The following is an 18279-nucleotide window of genomic DNA, read 5'->3' on the forward strand; positions in this document are numbered from 1 at the left end:
GCCTGAGGTATGACAACCAGCGCTATTCCAGCAGACCCCGGTCGTACGCGATCGCCACGGCCTCCGCGCGCCGCGACGCCCCCAGCTTGGCCATGATCCGGGAAAGGTGCACGGAAACGGTCTTCTCGCTGATGTAGAGCTCCTCGCCGACCTCGCGGTTCGTCCGTCCCGAGGCGACCAGGCCGAGCACGTCGCGTTCGCGCGGGGTGAAGAGGTCGATCTGCTCGCGCACCGGTTCGTCAGCCCTGAGGGTGATGCGGGCCCGCTTGGCGCACGACGCCACGGCCTCGGCGAGCGGAACGGCCTTGAGCCTCGTCGCCACCTCGTCGGCCAGGCGCAGTTGTTCGGCGGCCTCCTCGCGGCGGTCCGCACCGAGCAACGCCTCCGCGAGCCGCCACCGGCACAGCGCCTGCTCGAACACGACCCCGTAGGCGAACTCGTCGACGGCGGCCTGCCACAACGCCGGGTCGCCCGCGCCGGTCAGTCTGGACTCCTCGGCGAGCGCACGGGCCAGCCACGCACGTCCCTCGGGGCCGAGCACTCCGGCGCGCGGCTTGCCGTTCTCCGCGGTCAGCCGCACGTGCTCGGCGAGTTCGTGTCCTGCTGCGACGGCGTTCTTCTCGGCTTCGGCGTCCCGCTTGCGGCGGGCCTTCGCGGCGATCTCAGCGTGTGCCGCGATGCCGATCGCACCGATCCTGATGCCCGCGAGCATCCACGGACCACCGAGCTTGCGCGCCCACGCCAGCGCGTCGGTAACGCGCTCGACGGCGAGTTCGGGACGGCCGCGCCACAACGCGAGCTCCGCGCCGGTGCCACCGTTGATCAGCGCGATCTGGATGTCGCGGTGCCAGTCGCTGCGCAGCTTCGTGATCATCCGCTCGGACTCGGCGAGATCGCCGCGCGAGACCGTGAGGTGCGTGCTCGCGGACGCCAGCCGGGCCAGCACCGTCGACGACACGGACATGCCGGGCGGTTCGCTGGCCCACGCCGCGTAGTCCCAGTCGCCGATGTAGTAGTGCACCAGCACCTGGAGGATGCGGATCTCCAGCCCGTACATGCTCCACGTCAGGCCGGTCTCCTTGGCCCGGTCGCCCGCGAGGTTGTAGACGCGCGCGGCCTCGGCCAGCTCGCCGCGGTCGTAGTGCATCAGGCCGTAGTAGTACCAAGCCCTCAGTTCGTTGTTGAACGCTCCGACCTCGCGCGCGCACTGGATCGCTCGCTCGAAGCTGGCCTTCGCCTCCTCCGGCTGGCCGGCGTGGTCGTCGAGGATCGCCAGGGTGCCGAGCCCGTCCGCGACCGCACCCGGCGCGTTCGCCGTCTGGCCGTCCGCGATCGCGAGCTCGGCGGCCTCCCGGGCCTTGGCGTCCTTGCGTTGCTGACGCAGGGAGGACGCCTTGCCCGCGAACACACGGGCGCGGGTGGGGCTGGGCTCGCGGTCCTGCACGAGGGCGAGCGCCTTGCCGAGGACCAGGAAGTGTTCCTCCTCGTTGCCGTCGAGGATCGAGAGCGCCTGCGAGAGCCGCAGCCAGACCTCGGCGGCCTCCTCCGGCGTCTGCTCGGCGCCGATGGCCTTGGTGGCGCTGCGGGCGAACGCGACGGCGCGTTCCGGCTGCCCGGCCGTGCCCGCGACCCAGGAGGCGCGCCGCAGCAGCACCGACTCGTCCACATCGGACGGACGATCGGCCTCGGCGACGGCGTTCCACAGGTTGAGCGCCTTTTCCAGGTACCGCAACGACTCCGCGGGCGCGCCGGCGCGTTCGGCCTCCTTGGACGCCTTGATCGAGGCCTCCAGGGCCTGCGGCAGGTCGTGGCTCTCGAAGGCGTGGTGGGCCAGCGCCGCCGCGCCACCGCGTTCGTCCGGCCGCTGGGCCAGGTGCTGGGCGTAGGCGGCGTGCAGCCGGCCCCGTTCGCCGGGCAGCAGGTCGCCGTAGACCGCCTCCCGCACCAGGGCGTGACGGAAGGCGTAGACCTCGTCGTCGTTCACGACGAGCAGGTGGTGCTGGATCAGCTCGCGCAGGGCCGTGTCGAACGCGATGTCCGGCATGCCCGCGACCTCGTGCAGCCGGTAGTGCCGGACCCGGCGGCCCCAGACCGACGCGACGCGGACGACGTGCTGCGCCTCGGGACCGAGGCTTTCGACCCGGCTGAGCAGCACGTCGGCGAGCGCGGACGGCAACGACCTGGCGTCGTCACAGGTGGCCACCGCGATGAGTTCCTCGGCGAAGAAGGCGTTGCCCTCGGAGCGTTCCGCGACCTGCTGGACGACGTCCTCCGGCAGGTCGTCGGACAGGGCCTCGACGAACCGGCGGGCGTCGGCTGCGTTGAACGGCGAGAGGTCTAAGCGGTCGACGGCGGGCAGCCGGACCAGCTCGGCCAGCAAGGGGCGCAACGGATGGCTGCGGTGCAGGTCGTCCGCGCGGTAGGTGCCGACGACCAGCAGACGCTGGGAACGCAAGCGGGACAACAGGAACGACAGCAGGTACCGGGTGGACGCGTCCGCCCAGTGCAGGTCCTCGACCACGAACAGCACGCGCTGCCGTTCGGAGAGATCGCCGAGAAGCCCGAGCACGGCGTCGAACAGCTGGAGCTGTCCCACGTCCTGCTCGGGCCGCCGGCCGGGAATCAGGCTCGGCGCGATCATGCCCTCGGTGCCGGGCTCGCGTTCGGCGGGCAACGTCAGCTGCGGCAGCAACATCGCGAGCGCGGGCCGGTTCGCCACATCGCTCTTGAGCTTGCTCAGGGCTTCGGCGAACGGCAGGTACGGCAGGCCGGTCTCGCCGACGTCCAGACACCGTCCCATGAGGACGAGGGTGTCGTCGGCGCTGGCGGCCAGCTCGTCGATCAGCCGTGTCTTGCCCACACCGGCGTCGCCGGCGAGCAGCACTGCCCCCGCGGCGCCCTCCCCGGCCTGTGCCAGGGCGGCACGCAACCGGTCCAGTTCCCGATCGCGTGCGACCAACGGAATTCCGGAACCCAGGCGCGCCACAAGGGGCATGCTGTCACAGGTCAGTGTTTGTTCACGAGTAACTTGTTCAGCGCGGTGTTGCCCGGATTTCGCCGGGGCGCCTGCTGGGGCCCTCATCGCGTCCGGGACATAGTGCGGTGCATCACTCGCTTGAGCCACGACGGCGTGTTGCCGTTCGACCGCTGCCAGTTGCACACCGCGTTGCCACGTCGGTAGTCGATTTCTGCCTTGATCGCCTCAGGGGTCCATTCGGTCATGGTGGAGAGACTGCTGCTGAGGGATCGGGTGAGGCATCGGGCGATCACGTAGTTCCGCGCCGCGAATCCCTTACCCCGCCGGTCCCGCTCGACCCCTTACCTGGCCGGAACCGCTCAGCCGACGGTCACCGCGCGGGCTCTGGCCAGCCGGGCCCTCACCCCGTCGGCCTCCGGTGCCCCCAGCTCGCTGAACAACGCCAGCGCCCGCTGCCAGTGCGCCGCCGCCCCCGCCGCGTTGAGCCGCTCGAACACCGCCGCGAGCCGGTCGTGCGCCAACGCCTGGTGGTACGGCGAGACGGCATCGCACGCCACCGCCAGCGCCGTACGGGCCGAGGTCAGCGCGCCGTCCGTGTCACCGGTCTCCAGCAGAGCCGTGGAGATGTCGACGTGGCAGGCCGCTTCCCCGCACTGCTCGCCGACCTCGTGGTACATCCGCAACGCCACGCGCAGCCACGGCATCGCGTCGTCGAAGCGCTGGGTGCTCAGGTACAACAAACCGAGGTGGTGATGGGCGTTGGCCTCGGCCCACTTCGAGCCCGCGATCCGCGAGATCTCCATGGCCTCGCGGTAGTGCGCCTCGGCCTCGGCGGCCCGGCCCAGGTCCTGCAACGTGCCGGCGACCGTCGTCAGGGCGCGCGCCTGCTGGTGCACGTCCTCCTTGCGGCGCGCCACTTCCAGCGCGCCCTGCTGGGCCTGCAACGCCTCTTCGAAACGTTCGAACTGCAACAACGCGACGCCGAGGTTGAACTGCATGACGAACCGGGCGTCGTCGTCGTTCAGCGCGATGGCGGCCTGCAAGGCGGCCTCGGTGAGGCGCAACGAGGTCTCGCGTTCGGTCCGCAGCCACAGGTACCGCGACAACGTGTACGGCAGCTGCCACGCGTGGACGTGCCAGCCGGAACCCGAGGCGAGCTCGGCGGCGGCGATCAGGTTGGCGCGCTCCGCGTCGAACCAGGCCGTCGCGTCCGCGGCACCGGAGATCGCCGGCACGTGGACGGGCCGGTGCTCCGGCGCGACCAGGACGCTGCCGCGGTTGATCGGCAACAACCCGTCGGCGAGGTCCGCGCAGTGCAGGTAGTAGTCGAGCATCCGGCCGGTGGCGGCACGGCGTTCCGGCTCGGACAGCTCACCGGCCAGGGTCTTCGTGTAGACGCGGACGATGTCGTGCGCGACGTGCCTGCCGGGTTCGCTGACGGACAGCAGGTTCGCGGCGGTCAACGCGTCCAGCGCGCGTTGGGCCTCCAGCAACGCCACGTCGCCCATCGCCGCGACCACGTGCGGGGTCAGGTCCGCGCCGGGATGCAGGCCGACGATCGCCAGCAACCGCGACGGCTCCGCGGGCAACGCACGGCGCGAGGCGTCCAGAGCGGCTCGTACGGTGCCCTCACCGTCCTCCAGGCCGAGTGCGGCCAGGCGGCCCTGCTCGTCCTGGAGCTCCTCGACCAGTTCGGCCACGCGCAGACGAGGGGACACGGCGAGACGGGCCGCGGCGATCCGCAACGCCAGCGGCAGGCCGTCGCACAGCTCGGCCAGTTCACGCAGGGCGTCGGCCTCGATGTCTGACCGGCCGGCGATGCGGCCCAGCACGTCGACGGCGGCGTCCGGGTCGAGCATGTCCAGCTCGATCAGCTTCGCCTCGACCTGCGCGACCAGCCCGACCAACCGGCGGCGCGAGGTCACGACGACGCACGAGGGCGCGCCCGGCAGCAACGGCAGCAGATCAGCCGAGCTGCGGACGTTGTCGAGCATCACGAGCATCCGGCGGTCGGCCAGCAACGTGCGCAGCAGCGCCGAGCGTTCGTCGACCGAGACAGGGGTGTCGCCGGCCGGAACGCCCAGCGCGCGTAAGAACCGGTTGAGCACCTCGCCGATCTCCAGCGGCTCCCGGTTCGGGTCGTAACCGTGCACGTCGACGTAGAGCTGGCCGTCCGGGAACTCCTCGCGGACCCGGTGCGACCAGTGCAGGGCGAGCGCGGTCTTGCCCACCCCCGCCGGGCCGGTCACCAGCATCACCGGGCCGTCGTGGCCGCGCAGCAACGCGTCCATGAGGCCGAGCTCGGGGTCCCGGCCGACCAGCGCGACAGGTGCGCGCGGCAGCTGCGCCGGGATCGTCATCGGGGCGGGTTCGGGCGCGGACGGCTGCTGCGGCACTCGGACCGGCGCGCGTTCCGGCTCGGGACTGTCCCCCGCCAGCACGGCCTGGTGCACGCGGCGCAGTTCGGGACCCGGCTCGACGCCGAGCTCCTCGATCAGCACGGCGCGGGCCTCCCGGTAGGCGGCCAGCGCCTCGGCCTGACGGCCCGCCTGGACCAGTGCCCTCATCAGCAGGCCGTGGCCGCGTTCACGCAACGGGTGCTCGACGACCATCGAGCCCAGCTGCGAGACCAGCTCCGGCCCCTGCCCGATCGCGAGGCCCAGCTCGGCCCGTTCCTCCAGCACCGCCAGCCGGCGTTCCACCAGACGGCCGCGTTCGACGTCGGCGTGCAGTCCCGACACGCCGCCCAGCGGTTCGGCGCGGAACAACGCCAGCGCGTCGTCCAGCTCGACCGCGGCTCCGGCGAGATCCCCGGCGGCGCGCATGCGGTTCGCGAGCAGGACCTGACGTTCGAACACGTCGAGATCCAGGGCTCCTGGCTCGACGCGCATCAGGTAGCCGTCGCCGACCGAGGTCAGCAGCTCGGCGGGAGCCCTGCGCGCACGGGTCGGTTCGAGCGCCCGGCGCAGTCCGGCGACGTAGGTCTGGACGAGGTTGACCGCACTCGAGGGCACGTTGTCGCCCCAGACGGCCTCGATGATCTGCCCACGACTGACCGGGGTGTTGCGCTCCAGCAGCAGGACCGCGAGGACGGCGCGCTGCTTCGCCGCACCGAGATCAACCTCTTGACCTGCGCGAACGACTCGGAGAAGGCCGAGAACCTCGAACCGAAGGGGTTCCTCGCCGTGCGTCACCGATCTGTCCTTCGCCTGTGGTCCACCTGGAGCTTGAAGATCACTTCAGTCGGGCTCCAGTCGTGCTGTAGAAGGCATTCTTACGCTTAGCGTGTCCAACCAACCACAGACCGCGAGATCAACGGAAACCGGAGATCGCGGAGTCCGGGCAGGTTGGACCGGACAGCGGAACACCCGCTGCTCCCCATGATCGACGTGGGTCGGCCGGCGTGCAAGGGGCATCCAGCCCGCGGCGGCGGAACGCCGGCCGGCTCACGTCCCCTTACGCGAGAAGGCCCCGGCTGGTTGATCCAGCCGGGGCCTTCCTCGTCGTCGTCTTTCGATCAGCTGACAAAAGAGCCTGTCTTCGCGGCAGCGAGGAACGTGTCCCATCCCGCGCCGCCGAACCTCAGCCGCGTCCCGTCCGCGTTCTTGCTGTCACGGACGGCCGCGCCGGACGACACGAGCGCGATCTCGACGCACTCGGGCCCACCGGCCGACGACCTGCTGCTCTTGCGCCAACGCAAGCTTTCCACTCTGTTCACTCTCCGGTCGCAGTCACGCGAGAGTGCGAGCGATCTCCGTGATCAGGGTTGCCGATTCCCGCGGGGTCATGGCGGAGCTCACGAGACGCTCGAACATCTCGGCGTAGGAATGGACGTCCGACTGTTGTTCCAGGTAGACGCCGCTTCTGGTGCTTTCGATGTACACGACGTCGGAGTCGAGCTGCTCAGGAAAGCTCAGGATGACGAACGGGCCGTCCATCGCAGCATGACCACCGGCGCTGAACGGCACGACTTGCATCGTGACGTTCGGCAACGCACCGACTTCGAGAAGACGCGCCATCTGCACGCGCATCACCTCGGCGCCGCCGACGAGCCGGCGCAGGGCGGCCTCGTCGATCACGACGTGCAGGCGCAACGGGTCGTCCTCGCTGAGCAGGGCCTGCCTGGCCTTGCGCAACCGGACGCGACGGTCGATCTCGGCGGTGCGCGCGTCCGGCAGCACCTGCGAGATCAACGCCCTCGTGTACGCCTCGCACTGCAGCAGGCCCGGGATCATCAGCCCCTGGTAAGTCCTGATCGAGTCCGCGTCGGCCTCGTACCCCACGTAACGACCGGGCACGATGTCGCCGAACTCGTCCCACCACGCCTTGCGACGGGCTTCCCTTGCCAGCTGAACCAGTTCCTCGAGGGTGGCGGCGTCCGCACCGTAGGCGTTGAGCATGTCCCGCACGTCACGCGGGCTCACCCCCACACGGCCGGTCTCGATGCGGCTGATCTTGGAGGCCGAGCACTCCAGGCGCTCGCCCACCTCCTCGATCGTCAGCCCGGCCACTTCACGCAGCCGCCGGAGCTCGGTCACGAGCCGGCGCTTGCGCAGGGTCGGGCTGCTGCCCCGCATGACTCCTCCTGGGTGTCATCCACGCTCCTGGTCGTACCCAGTTTGAGAGCAAAGGAGCTCGTCGCAAAGAGACGTCATCCATTCGTGTACTGCAACTTGCAGATCGCAGGTTCGACGCGACAGTCTGCTGGGGCTGCTTACGTAAGGACTGGAGCTCTGAGCCTGATGGCCGTCACGGTGTTCAGCCAACTGGACAAGTCGCTGCACTCCCACCTGGCCACACTCACCGACCTCGCCGCACGTGGCGACGACCAGACCGCTCTCGTACTCGCCAGGGTTGAGTTGCCGAGGGTGGTCGCGGTGGTGAAGGCGTTGCTCGACGAGCACCAGCCCGACGAGCACGGCCGGTGCGCGACCTGCAAGCGCGGCTGGTTCTCACGGCGAATGCCCGCACCGTGCCGTGCTTATCTCTCGGCGCAGCTGATCCTGACCGTCGTCGGCCAGGAGACTGCGCACGGCAAGCATCTGCGCTCGGTAGGCTGATTTCCGGAACTCGATAGTTCTTCAGCTCCGACCCGACTTGGGCCGGCTCCGCACCCCCCGACCGGAGCCGGCCCTTCTTCGTGATCACCTCGCGTGACGGCGCCGCCCAAGATCAACACGGTTGGCTGAAAGATCTGTCACAGCACCGATTCCGGCCTCATCATTGAGGGCGACGCGGCCTGATCCCGCCCCACGATGCCTGTGCCGACACGGAGGTGTTCCCGTGCCGACCCCGCATGACCGCGCCGACGCGCTCGCAGCCGTCCGGCCGCGCCGCATGCTGCCCTTAGAGCGCCTGGTGGCGCGACTCAGAACGCCGACGGTGAATTCACGCTCGGCAGGGTGCCTCGCGGCAACGTTCTGAGCCACGCCACCAGAGCGCATCTCCCAGCTCACCTCCCCTCCCCGCCCTGTGCATCCGTCGCACAGGGCTATGCCGCTATTCAGCAAAGGGAAATCTCGTGAACCATCAGCCCAGGTCCAACACCGGCGACCACACCCCGCACGGTCCACCGCTGATCCTGAAGCACGACCTGCCCGCGAGCTTCGTGCTGTTCCTCATCTCGATCCCGCTGTCGCTCGGCATCGCGCACGCGACGGGCGCACCGCTGATGGCCGGGATCATCTCCGCGATCATCGGCGGCGTGGTCGTCGGCGCGATCAGCGGAGCGCCGTTGCAGATCAGCGGGCCGGGGACCGGGCTCGTGGTGATCGTGGCCGGGCTGGTCGCGCAGTTCGGGTGGGCGGCCACCGCGGCGATCACGCTGGCCGCGGGCGTGGTGCAACTCGCGCTGGGGCTCACCGGGATCAGCCGCCTGGTGCTGTCGCTGTCCCCCGCCGTGGTGCACGGCATGCTCGCGGGCATCGGCATCTCCATCGCCGTCGGGCAGCTCGTCGTGGTGCTGGGCGGCACGGCGGCGTCCACGGTGCCCGCGAACCTCGCGTCGCTGCCGGGAGAACTGGCCGGAGCCTCACTCGGGTCGGTGCTGGCCGGTGCGGTGGCGATCGCGGTTCTGCTGCTGTGGCCCCGTGTTCCGCGCGCCCGCGTGATTCCCGCGCCGCTGGTCGCCGTCGCCCTGGCCACCGCGCTGGCGTTCGTGCTGCGTCTGGACGTCGCCAGGGTCGACCTGCCGGACAGCCACGCGCTGGTGTTCCCCGAGATGCCTCAAGGAAGTGCCGGCACGGTGGTCATGGCCATCGTCACGGTCGCGTTGGTGGCCAGCATGGAGTCGTTGCTGTCGGCCGTCGCCACGGACCGGCTGCACGACGGGCCGCGCGCCCGGCTGGACAAGGAGCTCATCGCGCAGGGCACCGGCAACGTGCTCGCGGGCGCGCTCGGCGGGTTCCCGATCAGCGGTGGCCTGGCACGCAGCTCCACGAACGTCGCGGCGGGCGCGAAGACCCGGTACGCCGCGATCTTCCAGGGTGTGTGGATCGCGGTGGCGGTGCTGGCGTTCGCCCCGGCCCTGGAGCTGATCCCGTTGTCGGCGCTGGCGGGCGTGCTGCTCGTCGTCGGGTGCCGGCTCGTGTCGGTCGCCCGGATGCGGAACCTGGTGCAGCACCGGGAGTTCCTCGTCTACGCGGCGACCGCGCTCGGTGTCGTCCTCTTCGGACTGCTGGAAGGCGTGGTCGCCGGCCTCGCCATCGCGTTGCTGCGCGCGTTGTACCGGCTGACGCACTGCTCGGTGCGGGTCGAGCGCAACCGCGTGTACGTGCGGGGATCGTTGGTGTTCCTGGGAGTCGGGCGGCTCGTGCGGGAGCTGCGCCGGATGCCGCAGGGCGAGACCGTCGTGCTGGAGCTGCACGTCGACTACCTGGACCACGCGTCCTACGAAGCGATCAACGACTGGCGCGAGGGCTACGAACGGCTCGGTGGCCGGGTTCAGGTCGACGAGGTGCACGACACCTGGTACGACCGCGCGAACCAGGGCAAACCGGGGCGGCGCAAGACGTTGCCCGGCCCGCTGCCGCGCTGGTTCGCACCGTGGTCGCACTGGCAGGGCACGCCCGGCCTGGTGACGCTGCCGGAGCAGCGGTCGTCCGCCGAGGGCGATCCGATGCTGCGCGGGATGCACGAGTTCGAACGCCGTTCCGCGCCGTTGGTGCGGCCGTTCCTGCACGAGCTGGCGGTGCGCGGGCAGCGGCCCCAGCAGCTGTTCATCACGTGCACGGACTCCCGCGTGGTGCCGAACCTGATCACCACGTCCGGGCCGGGCGACCTGTTCTGCGTGCGCAACATCGGCAACCTGGTGCCGATGCCGTCGTCGGACGACAGCTCGGTCGGGGCCGCGATCGAGTACGCGGTGGAGATCCTGAACGTCAGCACGATCGTCGTGTGTGGACACTCCGACTGCGGCGCGATGAAGGCCCTGGTGAACGGGTCCGCGTCCCGCGGCTCGCACCTGCACTCGTGGCTGCGCAACGCCGAACCGTCGCTGATCCGGTTCCACGCGCCGACCTCGCCCGGCTGCGCGGAACTGCCGGTGTCCGACCGGCTCGCCGTCGCGAACGTCGCGCAGCAGCTGGACAACCTGCTCGCCCACCCGAGCGTGCGGGAGGCGATCACGGCGGGCACGCTCACGTTGAAGGGCATGTACTTCGACATCTCGAACGCCCGCGTGTACCTGGTCGACCCGGACCGCAACGGGCTCGAACCCGTGTCGGCACCGGCGTAGAAAAGCGAGGAGCCGCCCCGAGAACGCTCGGGGCGGCTCCACTTGCGACGTTCTTCTAGCAGGTGCCGATCCAGGAGCACTCCACGTCGAAGCGCTCCTTCGCGGGAACCTCGGTGCGGTCCTGCGCCGGAGCCTTGCGCTGCTGCGGCACCGACTGGACCTGCGGCGACACCAGCTGGGTGCCGCCGTCGGAGGCCAGGCGCACGGCGATCCTGTCCTCGATGTTCTTCGGGCTGTTGAACAACAGGACGTTGTTCTGCACCACCGAGAACACCAGCTCCCGGCCCGCCTGCGTCTTCACGTAGCCGGACAGGCCGGACACGCCGGACAGCGACCCGGTCTTGGCCTTCACGTTGCCCGCGGCCGGGGTGTTCTTCATGCGGTTGACCAGCGTGCCGTCGACACCGGCGACCGGCAGCGACGCCTGCCACGCGGCGAACCACGGCTTCGTCTTCGCCTTGACCAGCACCGAGGTGAGGTCGTCCGGCGAGAACTGGTCGAGCCGGGACATGCCGGAACCGTCGAAGACCTCGACCGCGTTCGGGTCGACGCCCAGACCGGACCACTTGGTGCTGAGCTGGTTGATGCCGTTGGTGAACGAGCCACCCGCGGTCTTGACCAGCACCTCGGCCAGCATGTTGTTGCTGTTCTTGAGCAACGGGACGATCAGCTCGCTGAGCGTCATCGACGTGTCGGTCGCGAGGACGGCGGCGTTCGCCGGCGCCTTCTGCCTCTTCACTCCACCAGTGACGGTGATCCCGTTGGCCTGCAAGGCCTTCTGGAACACCGACGTCACGAGGCCGGTCGGGTCCTTGACCGACGCGAGCGCGGTGGTCTCGACGGACGTGGAACCGCTGACGAAGATCCGGTTCGTGCCGTGTTCGCGTTCCACGGAGACGCCACCGTTGCCGGTCGTCGCCGTGGACACGATCTGCACGTGGTCGTTCGCCGGTTCGGTCGTCACGACAGCCGGGGCGCCCGCCGCGGCGCCCGGCTTGACGCGCACGACCACGGTGCCCGCGCTGAACTTCGCGTCCGGCGAGAGCGTGAGCGCCGACGTCTCCGCACTGTAGGAGTACGGCTCGTCGTCCCACGCCCACCCCGAGCCGTACGGCTGCGCGTCGAACTTGGTGTCGTCGATGACGAGCGCGCCGTTCACCGTGGTGACGCCACTGGCCTTCAACGTGTCCGCGAGCTGCTGGTAGCGCAGCCGGGACATCGTCGGGTCGCCGCCGCCACGCAGCACCAGGTCGCCGTTGAGCGCCGTCCCGGTCTTCGTACCGGCCGAGACGAGCTCGGTCTTCCAGCGGTAGTCCGGACCCAGCAGGTCCAGCGCCGTCGTCGTGGTGAGCAGCTTCATGTTCGACGCCACCTGGGAACGCCTGCTGCTCTGCCTGGTGTAGATCACTTCACCTGAGTTGGCGTCCCGCACGACCAGGCCGACATCCGCGCCCTTCAGCGCGTTGTCGGCCAGGATCGTGTCGAGATCAGCCGTGAGGGCCTCGTTGCCGACCGCCACGGCGCCGCCGCTGGACGTCAGGGTCAACCCTGCCGTCACAGCGACGACCGCCCCCAGAATGCCTAATTTCACGCTTCCACCTCTGATCGATCACCCGACCACAACGTGTGGAAGCTACCGGGCCTGTCCGTACGCCGGTACGTGTGTGCCCCGAAGAAGTCCCGCTGTCCCTGCACAAGCGCGGCCGGCAGACGTTCCGAGCGGAGTCCGTCGTAGTAGGCCAAAGCGGACACGAAGCCCGGCGTCGGCACGCCGGATTCCACTGCTCGCACCACAACCCGGCGCCACGCGGCCTCGGCGTTCTGCACCGCGTCCCGGAAGTAGTTGTCCACCAACAGGGACTCGATGTCGGCGTTCACGTCGTAGGCCTCGCGAATGCGGTTGAGGAACTGCGCTCGGATGATGCAGCCACCACGCCAGATCGTCGCCATCGCACCGAGGTCGATGTTCCAGTCGAAGTTCTTCGACGCCTCACGCATCATGTCGAAGCCCTGCGCGTACGCGACGACCTTCGACGCGTAGAGCGCCTGGCGCACGTCGTCGACCAGTTCGGCGTCCGGCTTCGCGACGACCTCGCTGGCACCGAACGCCTCGCGCACGGCCTTGCGCTGGTCGGTGTGACCGCTCAGGCTGCGCGCGAACACGGCCTCGGCGATACCGGTGACCGGCACACCCAGCTCCAGCGCCTCCTGCACGGTCCAGCGGCCGGTGCCCTTCTGCTCCGCGGCGTCCTCGATGACCTGGACGAGCGGCGTGCCGTCCGCGTCGACGTGCTTGAGGACCTCGGCGGTGATCTCGACCAGGTACGACTCCAGGTCGCCCGAGTTCCACTGCGTGAAGACCTCGGAGATCTCCGCCGGCGTCTGGCCGCCGATGCGGGACAGCAGGTCGTACGCCTCGGCGATCAGCTGCATGTCGGCGTACTCGATGCCGTTGTGCACCATCTTCACGAAGTGCCCGGCGCCGTCCGGCCCGACGTGCACGCAGCACGGCTGACCGTCCACCTTGGCCGCGATCTCCTCGAAGACCGGACCGACGTGCTTGTAGGACTCGGCGGGACCGCCCGGCATGATGCTCGGGCCGTTGAGCGCGCCCTCCTCGCCACCGGAGATGCCGGCGCCGACGAACAGCAGCCCCTTCTCCTTCAGCGCGGCCTCACGGCGACGCGTGTCGTTGAAGTGGGCGTTGCCGCCGTCGATGACCATGTCGCCGGGTTCGAGGATCCCGCTCAGCTCGTCGATGACGGCGTCGGTCGGGCCACCCGCCTTGACCATGATGATGATCTGGCGCGGCGTCTGCAGGCTGTCGACCAGATCCTGCAGCGTCTCGGCGCCGACGAAGTCGCCCTCGTGGCCGTGCTCGTCGAGCAGGGCCTTCATCTTCGCGGGCGTCCGGTTGTGCACGGCCACTTTGAAACCGTGCCGCGCGAGGTTCCGCGCGAGGTTGCTGCCCATGGTGGCAAGACCGGTGACCGCGATACGTGCTTTGCCTTCCGTCATACGCGACAGCCTGCCGTGTTCTCCGCCTTTACGCGAGACGTCACAGGGTGTTCTCAGACTCCGTTTTGCCAGGTGAACCGCGTCACGTGCCGGTACGTATTGCTAGGCGTAAGTTGGCTTCATGACGGAATTCACGAGCGTGGGACGCTCGGCGACCGACCGTGCCCCCAGGTACGGATCGCAGCTGGTGAAGCACTTCACGGCCAAGGACCTCGAAGGGTCCTGGGAGGACACCCGCGGCTTCGTCCGCTTCTCGGCCGGCCTCGCGGAGTTCGAGGCCTCGGACGACGCGTTGATCATGCGCGTGGTCTGCACGTCGGAGGAGGACGTGGCTCGGCTGCGCGATGTCGTGGAACGGCACCTCGTCCGCTTCGGAACGCGCGACGAACTGTCCGTCACGTGGGACTCAGGTAGCGAGAACTGACGCCGCCAGCCCGATGAGAGCGGTCCCACAGACCCTCTCGAACACCGCGCGCGTCCTGGGCCTGCTCAAGAGCCTGCCCAGCTGACGCGCCAACGGCACCACGATGACCCAGAACACCGCGAACACCCCGACCGTGACCGCGCTCAGCACGGCCGCCTGCGGAAGGGGCGCGGCGTTCGGGTCCATCGCCTGCGGGATGAGGCTCAGGAACGTGAGCATCACCTTGGGGTTCAACAGGTCGCACAGCATGCCGCGCAGGAACACGTTCTTCTGCTGAGGCTGCTCTTCGATCGGCTTGTTCGCCGTCTTCAGCGTCATGAAGCCGATGTAGGCGAGGTAGAGCGCGCCGATCGCCTTGACCACGAACAACGCCGCCGGGGCCGCCGCCACGAGCGCGGACAACCCGACCGTCGCGAGCGTCGCGTGGATCAGCAGCCCGGTGAGCACCCCGAGCGCCGCCTCGACGCCCTTCCTGAAGCTCCGGACCGCGTTCCCCATGACCAGTACGAAGTCGGGACCGGGCACGACCGTGATCACCACGAGTGCCAGCAGGAACGACGTCCACGCGATGTGCATGGCGCAGATCGTCTGTGGTTTGTTCGTACGAGTTCCAGCAGGTCAGTACGATGTTCGGTTATGCGCGAACAAGCCGAACTGGATTCGGTCGACTGGCACATCCTGGAGGAGTTGCAGAACGACGCGACCCTGCCGAACCGCGCGCTGGCGGAGATCGTCGGGCTGGCGCCGTCGTCGTGCCTGCAGCGGGTGCGACGACTGCGGGATCTGGGCGTGATCACGGGGTGCCACGCCGTGGTGGATCCGGCGACGACGGGGCTGCCGCTGGAGGCCGTGATCTCGGTGAACGTGCGGCCGCACACCCGTGCCGTGGTGGCCGGCTTTCGGGCGTTCGTGATGGCGCAGCCCGAGACGCGGTCGATCTTCCACGTCTCCGGGCAGGCCGACTTCCTGATCCACATCGCCGTTGCCGGGTCCACGCATCTGCAGGCGTTCCTGATGGACAAGATCGCTTCGCGGACGGAGGTGCGGAATTTGACCAGTTCGGTGGTGCTGGAGCGGGTGGAGACCCGTGCTTTGACGCCGCCGGCGAACCTGCGGCCGACTCACCGGCGGCGTCGTGCGGACTAGCGGATCAACTCGTCCAGGTTCAGCGTCATCGGCGACGGGCCCACGACGTCGAGCGTTCCGGTGCCACCCTCCGCGAGTTCGTACCAGCCGTCCGCGAGGGAGTACGCGGCCATGGCTGCGGGACCATCGAGAGCGATGATCCAATAGTTCGGGATCCCGGCCGCCGCGTACTCGCGCAGCTTGATCCGGAGATCGACGTCCTCCGACTCCTCCGACATGATCTCGACCACCAGCGCCACGTCCGCAGCATCGAACCGGGTGACCTCATCACGGAAGGCTCGGATCGACGCCACCACCACGTCAGGTTTGCGCATCAACGGCCAGCTGCCGTCTTTGAGCAGAACGTCGAACGAGTGCACGACACGCAGCCCGGCCGGCAGCTGCTCGTCCAACTGATTCGTGAGCATCATGAGTGCTCGTTGATGCCTTGGGGTCCGCGGCGGCATCTCCACCAGTTCGCCGTCAACTAGTTCGTGCCGCCTGCAGTCGTCCTCGGACATGGCGTCGTAACCGGCCAGCGTCGTGATCACCACTGGATCATCGACGCGGCGAGAGCCGACCTTGATCACTCGAACAGGGGTGCGAACTCACTCCCCATCAGGTGACGACTTGATCACCCGGATCAGCCCTTCCTGCACCACGGTCGCCACCAGCTGCCCGTCCCGGGTGAAGAACCGCCCAGTGGCCAGCCCACGATTCCCCGAGGCAGACGGAGAAGACGTGTCGTACAGCAACCACTCGTCGGCCCGGAAAGGCCGGTGGAACCACATCGCGTGGTCCAAAGAGGCTCCGAGGACCTTGTCCAGTCCCCAGTAGACGCCGTGCCGCGCCAGAACCCCGTCCAGCAACGTCATGTCCGAGGCGTAGGTCATGATGCACAGCTGGAGCATCGGGTCGTCCGGCAGCTTGCCGTCGGCCTTCATCCACACGCGGGACGCGGCCTCGCCGGGACCGTCCTCACGCGACTCCCACGGCGGCTCGGTCACGTAGCGGACGTCGATCGGGCGCGGGAACTTCGACGTGTGCAGGCTGTAGCCCTCTGCCGCCTCGGCCCAGGTCGGCAGCGACTCCGGGTCCGGCACCTCCGGCATCGGCGACGAGTGCTCGTTGCCCTGCTCCTCCAGCTGGAAGGAGGCGGACAACGCGAAAATCGCCTTGCCGTGCTGCACGGCGACGACGCGGCGGGTCGTGAAGGACCGTCCATCCCGGATTCGGTCCACCTCGTACACGATCGGCACGCGGGGGTCGCCGGGCCGGATGAAGTACGAGTGCAGCGAGTGCACCCGCCGTTCCACCGGGACCGTGCGACCGGCGGCCACCAGGGCCTGGCCCGCCACCTGCCCGCCGAAGACGCGCACTGGCGACTCGGCGGGCGACACGCCTCGGAAGATGTTCTCCTCGATGCGTTCCAGGTCGAGCAACGCGACCAGGTCGTCCACTGCGGATTGTCCGCTCAAGCCTGATGGGCTCGTAGCAGCGGCTCGGGCAGCCTCGGTCACGTCAAGCTCCTACGCGTGGTCGTCCTCCCCCAGCCGGTGCACCCGGATGAGGTTCGTCGACCCAATGGTGCCAGGAGGCGATCCGGCGACGACCACCATCAGGTCACCGGCCTGGTAACGGCCGATCTCGATCATGGCCACGTCGACCTGTCGGACCATCTCGTCGGTGGACTCGACGCGCGGGACCAGGAACGTCTCGGTGCCCCACGTCAGCGCGAGCTGCGAGCGCACCGCGGGCTCCGGCGTGAACGCCAGCAGCGGCAGGTGCGTGTGCAGACGGGCCAGGCGGCGGACCGTGTCACCGGACTGCGTGAACGCGACCAGGGCCTTGGCGTTGAGGCGCTCGCCGATGTCGCGGGCCGCGTACGAGATCACGCCGCGCTTGGTGCGCGGGACGTGGGTCAGCGGCGGCACGACGACCGACTCGGTCTCGACGGCCTCGATGATGCGGCCCATGGTCTGCACGGACTCGATGGCGTAGCGGCCGACCGAGGTCTCACCGGACAGCATCAGGGCGTCCGCGCCGTCGAGCACCGCGTTCGCGACATCGGACGTCTCGGCGCGGGTCGGGCGGGAGTTCGTGATCATCGAGTCGAGCATCTGGGTCGCGACGATGACCGGCTTGGCGTTCTCGCGGGCGATCTGGATCGCGCGCTTCTGCACCAGCGGGACGTGCTCCAGCGGAAGCTCGACGCCCAGGTCACCGCGGGCGACCATGACGCCGTCGAAGGCCAGCACGATGGCCTCGAGGTTGTCCACGGCCTCCGGCTTCTCGATCTTCGCGATCACCGGGAGGCGCTTGCTGCCGCTGCGGTCCATGATCTGGTGGACCAGGTCGATGTCGGCCGGGGAACGCACGAACGACAGGGCGATGAAGTCCACGCCCAGCGAGAGCGCGAACTCGAGGTCCTCGATGTCCTTCTCCGACAGCGCCGGCACGGAGACGTCCATGCCGGGCAGCGAGAGGCCCTTGTTGTTGCTGACGGGACCGCCCTCGGTCACCTCGGCCACGACGTCGGAACCTTCGACATCCACGACCACGAGCGCGACCTTGCCGTCGTCCACGAGCATGCGGTCGCCGACCTTGGCGTCCTTCGCGAGCTCCTTGTACGTCGTCGACACGCGGTCGTGCGTGCCCTCGACGTCCTCAACGGTGATGCGAACGATGTCGCCGGTGTTCCAGTCCACCGGACCCGCGGCGAAACGGCCGAGACGGATCTTGGGGCCCTGGAGGTCGGCGAGGATTCCCACGGCGCGGCCGGACTCGTCGGCTGCCGCGCGGACCATGTCGTAAACCTGCTTGTGGTCGGCATGGCTGCCGTGGCTGAAGTTCATCCTGGCCACGTCCATACCGGCCGCTACCAGGTCACGGACCTTGTCCGGCGTGCCAGTGGCGGGACCGAGGGTACAGACGATCTTTGCGCGTCGACTCACGTTTAGAGAGAGTAGACCTCGTTCCTGGACCGATCCCGAACTACTC

General features: G+C 69.1%; 15 protein-coding genes. 4 read left to right on the forward strand and 11 right to left on the reverse strand.

Annotation, left to right across the window (positions count from 1 at the left end; all coding sequences use genetic code 11):
* Positions 1–22 precede the first annotated feature (22 nt).
* The 5 genes from BM417_RS21655 to BM417_RS21670 form a co-directional block, all read right to left on the reverse strand.
* Entirely contained in the window at positions 23–2995 is a 2973-nt protein-coding gene (locus BM417_RS21655; RefSeq protein ID WP_093597170.1) for a helix-turn-helix transcriptional regulator, read from the reverse strand.
* 83 nt (positions 2996–3078) lie between these two features.
* Positions 3079–3222 carry a hypothetical protein gene (locus BM417_RS47855; RefSeq protein WP_177320523.1) on the reverse strand — a complete coding sequence of 48 codons (144 nt, stop codon included), beginning with the start codon at positions 3220–3222 and terminating at the stop codon, positions 3079–3081.
* A 114-nt stretch (positions 3223–3336) separates the two neighbouring features.
* Entirely contained in the window at positions 3337–6171 is a 2835-nt protein-coding gene (locus BM417_RS21660; RefSeq protein WP_093597172.1) for an AfsR/SARP family transcriptional regulator, read from the reverse strand.
* Positions 6172–6494: 323 nt separating this feature from the next.
* Complete coding sequence (locus BM417_RS21665; protein ID WP_245822060.1) at positions 6495–6686, reverse strand: DUF397 domain-containing protein; 192 nt, start codon at positions 6684–6686, stop codon at positions 6495–6497.
* Positions 6687–6708: 22 nt separating this feature from the next.
* A complete protein-coding gene (locus tag BM417_RS21670; protein ID WP_093597175.1) occupies positions 6709–7554 on the reverse strand; it encodes a helix-turn-helix domain-containing protein in 846 nt (281 codons plus the stop codon).
* Between the two features lie 165 nt (positions 7555–7719).
* On the opposite strand from BM417_RS21670, the gene BM417_RS21675 reads away from it, so the two are divergent.
* Positions 7720–8037, forward strand: a complete 318-nt coding sequence (locus BM417_RS21675; protein ID WP_093597178.1) for a hypothetical protein — start codon at positions 7720–7722, stop codon at positions 8035–8037.
* Between the two features lie 461 nt (positions 8038–8498).
* Positions 8499–10712 carry a SulP family inorganic anion transporter gene (locus tag BM417_RS21680; protein WP_093597180.1) on the forward strand — a complete coding sequence of 738 codons (2214 nt, stop codon included), beginning with the start codon at positions 8499–8501 and terminating at the stop codon, positions 10710–10712.
* 55 nt (positions 10713–10767) lie between these two features.
* On the opposite strand, the gene dacB is transcribed toward BM417_RS21680, so the two are convergent.
* Both dacB and gndA read right to left on the reverse strand, forming a co-directional pair.
* On the reverse strand, positions 10768–12303 hold the full coding sequence (dacB, locus tag BM417_RS21685; protein ID WP_177320525.1) for a D-alanyl-D-alanine carboxypeptidase/D-alanyl-D-alanine endopeptidase: 1536 nt from the start codon (positions 12301–12303) through the stop codon (positions 10768–10770).
* Positions 12300–13730: an NADP-dependent phosphogluconate dehydrogenase gene (gene gndA, locus BM417_RS21690; RefSeq protein WP_093597186.1), complete on the reverse strand. Its 1431-nt coding sequence runs from the start codon at positions 13728–13730 to the stop codon at positions 12300–12302. Before gndA ends, dacB begins: the two co-directional genes overlap by 4 nt.
* A gap of 121 nt (positions 13731–13851) precedes the next feature.
* On the opposite strand from gndA, the gene BM417_RS21695 reads away from it, so the two are divergent.
* Positions 13852–14154, forward strand: coding sequence for a DUF2218 domain-containing protein (locus BM417_RS21695; RefSeq protein ID WP_093597188.1), 303 nt, complete (start codon positions 13852–13854; stop codon positions 14152–14154).
* On the opposite strand, the gene BM417_RS21700 is transcribed toward BM417_RS21695, so the two are convergent.
* The gene (locus BM417_RS21700; RefSeq protein ID WP_093597191.1) at positions 14137–14730 is read right to left on the reverse strand and encodes a LysE family translocator; all 594 of its coding nucleotides are present in this window, start codon (positions 14728–14730) and stop codon (positions 14137–14139) included. The genes BM417_RS21695 and BM417_RS21700 overlap by 18 nt on opposite strands.
* 60 nt (positions 14731–14790) lie before the next feature.
* On the opposite strand from BM417_RS21700, the gene BM417_RS21705 reads away from it, so the two are divergent.
* Complete coding sequence (locus BM417_RS21705; protein ID WP_093597194.1) at positions 14791–15300, forward strand: Lrp/AsnC family transcriptional regulator; 510 nt, start codon at positions 14791–14793, stop codon at positions 15298–15300.
* Here BM417_RS21705 and BM417_RS21710 read toward each other — a convergent pair.
* The 3 genes from BM417_RS21710 to pyk are packed head-to-tail and all read right to left on the reverse strand — an operon-like array spanning position 15297 to position 18233.
* Positions 15297–15830, reverse strand: coding sequence for a Uma2 family endonuclease (locus tag BM417_RS21710; RefSeq protein ID WP_143138746.1), 534 nt, complete (start codon positions 15828–15830; stop codon positions 15297–15299). The two genes, BM417_RS21705 and BM417_RS21710, sit on opposite strands and share 4 nt — an antisense overlap.
* A gap of 57 nt (positions 15831–15887) precedes the next feature.
* On the reverse strand, positions 15888–16799 hold the full coding sequence (gene tesB, locus BM417_RS21715) for an acyl-CoA thioesterase II (RefSeq protein ID WP_093597200.1): 912 nt from the start codon (positions 16797–16799) through the stop codon (positions 15888–15890).
* A 9-nt stretch (positions 16800–16808) separates the two neighbouring features.
* On the reverse strand, positions 16809–18233 hold the full coding sequence (gene pyk / locus BM417_RS21720; RefSeq protein WP_093597203.1) for a pyruvate kinase: 1425 nt from the start codon (positions 18231–18233) through the stop codon (positions 16809–16811).
* Positions 18234–18279: the final 46 nt, after the last annotated feature.

The organism is Lentzea waywayandensis, from assembly GCF_900115955.1.
GTDB classification, from domain to species: Bacteria; Actinomycetota; Actinomycetes; order Mycobacteriales; family Pseudonocardiaceae; genus Lentzea; species Lentzea waywayandensis.

What these genes read in the sequence shown, in the direction of transcription:
- BM417_RS21655 (WP_093597170.1), bottom strand. Translation starts at nt 2,995, where the DNA reads ATGCCCCTTGTGGCGCGCCTGGGTTCCGGAATTCCGTTGGTCGCACGC.
- BM417_RS47855 (WP_177320523.1), bottom strand. Translation starts at nt 3,222, where the DNA reads ATGACCGAATGGACCCCTGAGGCGATCAAGGCAGAAATCGACTACCGA.
- BM417_RS21670 (WP_093597175.1), bottom strand. Translation starts at nt 7,554, where the DNA reads ATGCGGGGCAGCAGCCCGACCCTGCGCAAGCGCCGGCTCGTGACCGAG.
- BM417_RS21675 (WP_093597178.1), top strand. Translation starts at nt 7,720, where the DNA reads ATGGCCGTCACGGTGTTCAGCCAACTGGACAAGTCGCTGCACTCCCAC.
- gndA (WP_093597186.1), bottom strand. Translation starts at nt 13,730, where the DNA reads ATGACGGAAGGCAAAGCACGTATCGCGGTCACCGGTCTTGCCACCATG.
- BM417_RS21695 (WP_093597188.1), top strand. Translation starts at nt 13,852, where the DNA reads ATGACGGAATTCACGAGCGTGGGACGCTCGGCGACCGACCGTGCCCCC.
- BM417_RS21700 (WP_093597191.1), bottom strand. Translation starts at nt 14,730, where the DNA reads ATGCACATCGCGTGGACGTCGTTCCTGCTGGCACTCGTGGTGATCACG.
- BM417_RS21705 (WP_093597194.1), top strand. Translation starts at nt 14,791, where the DNA reads ATGCGCGAACAAGCCGAACTGGATTCGGTCGACTGGCACATCCTGGAG.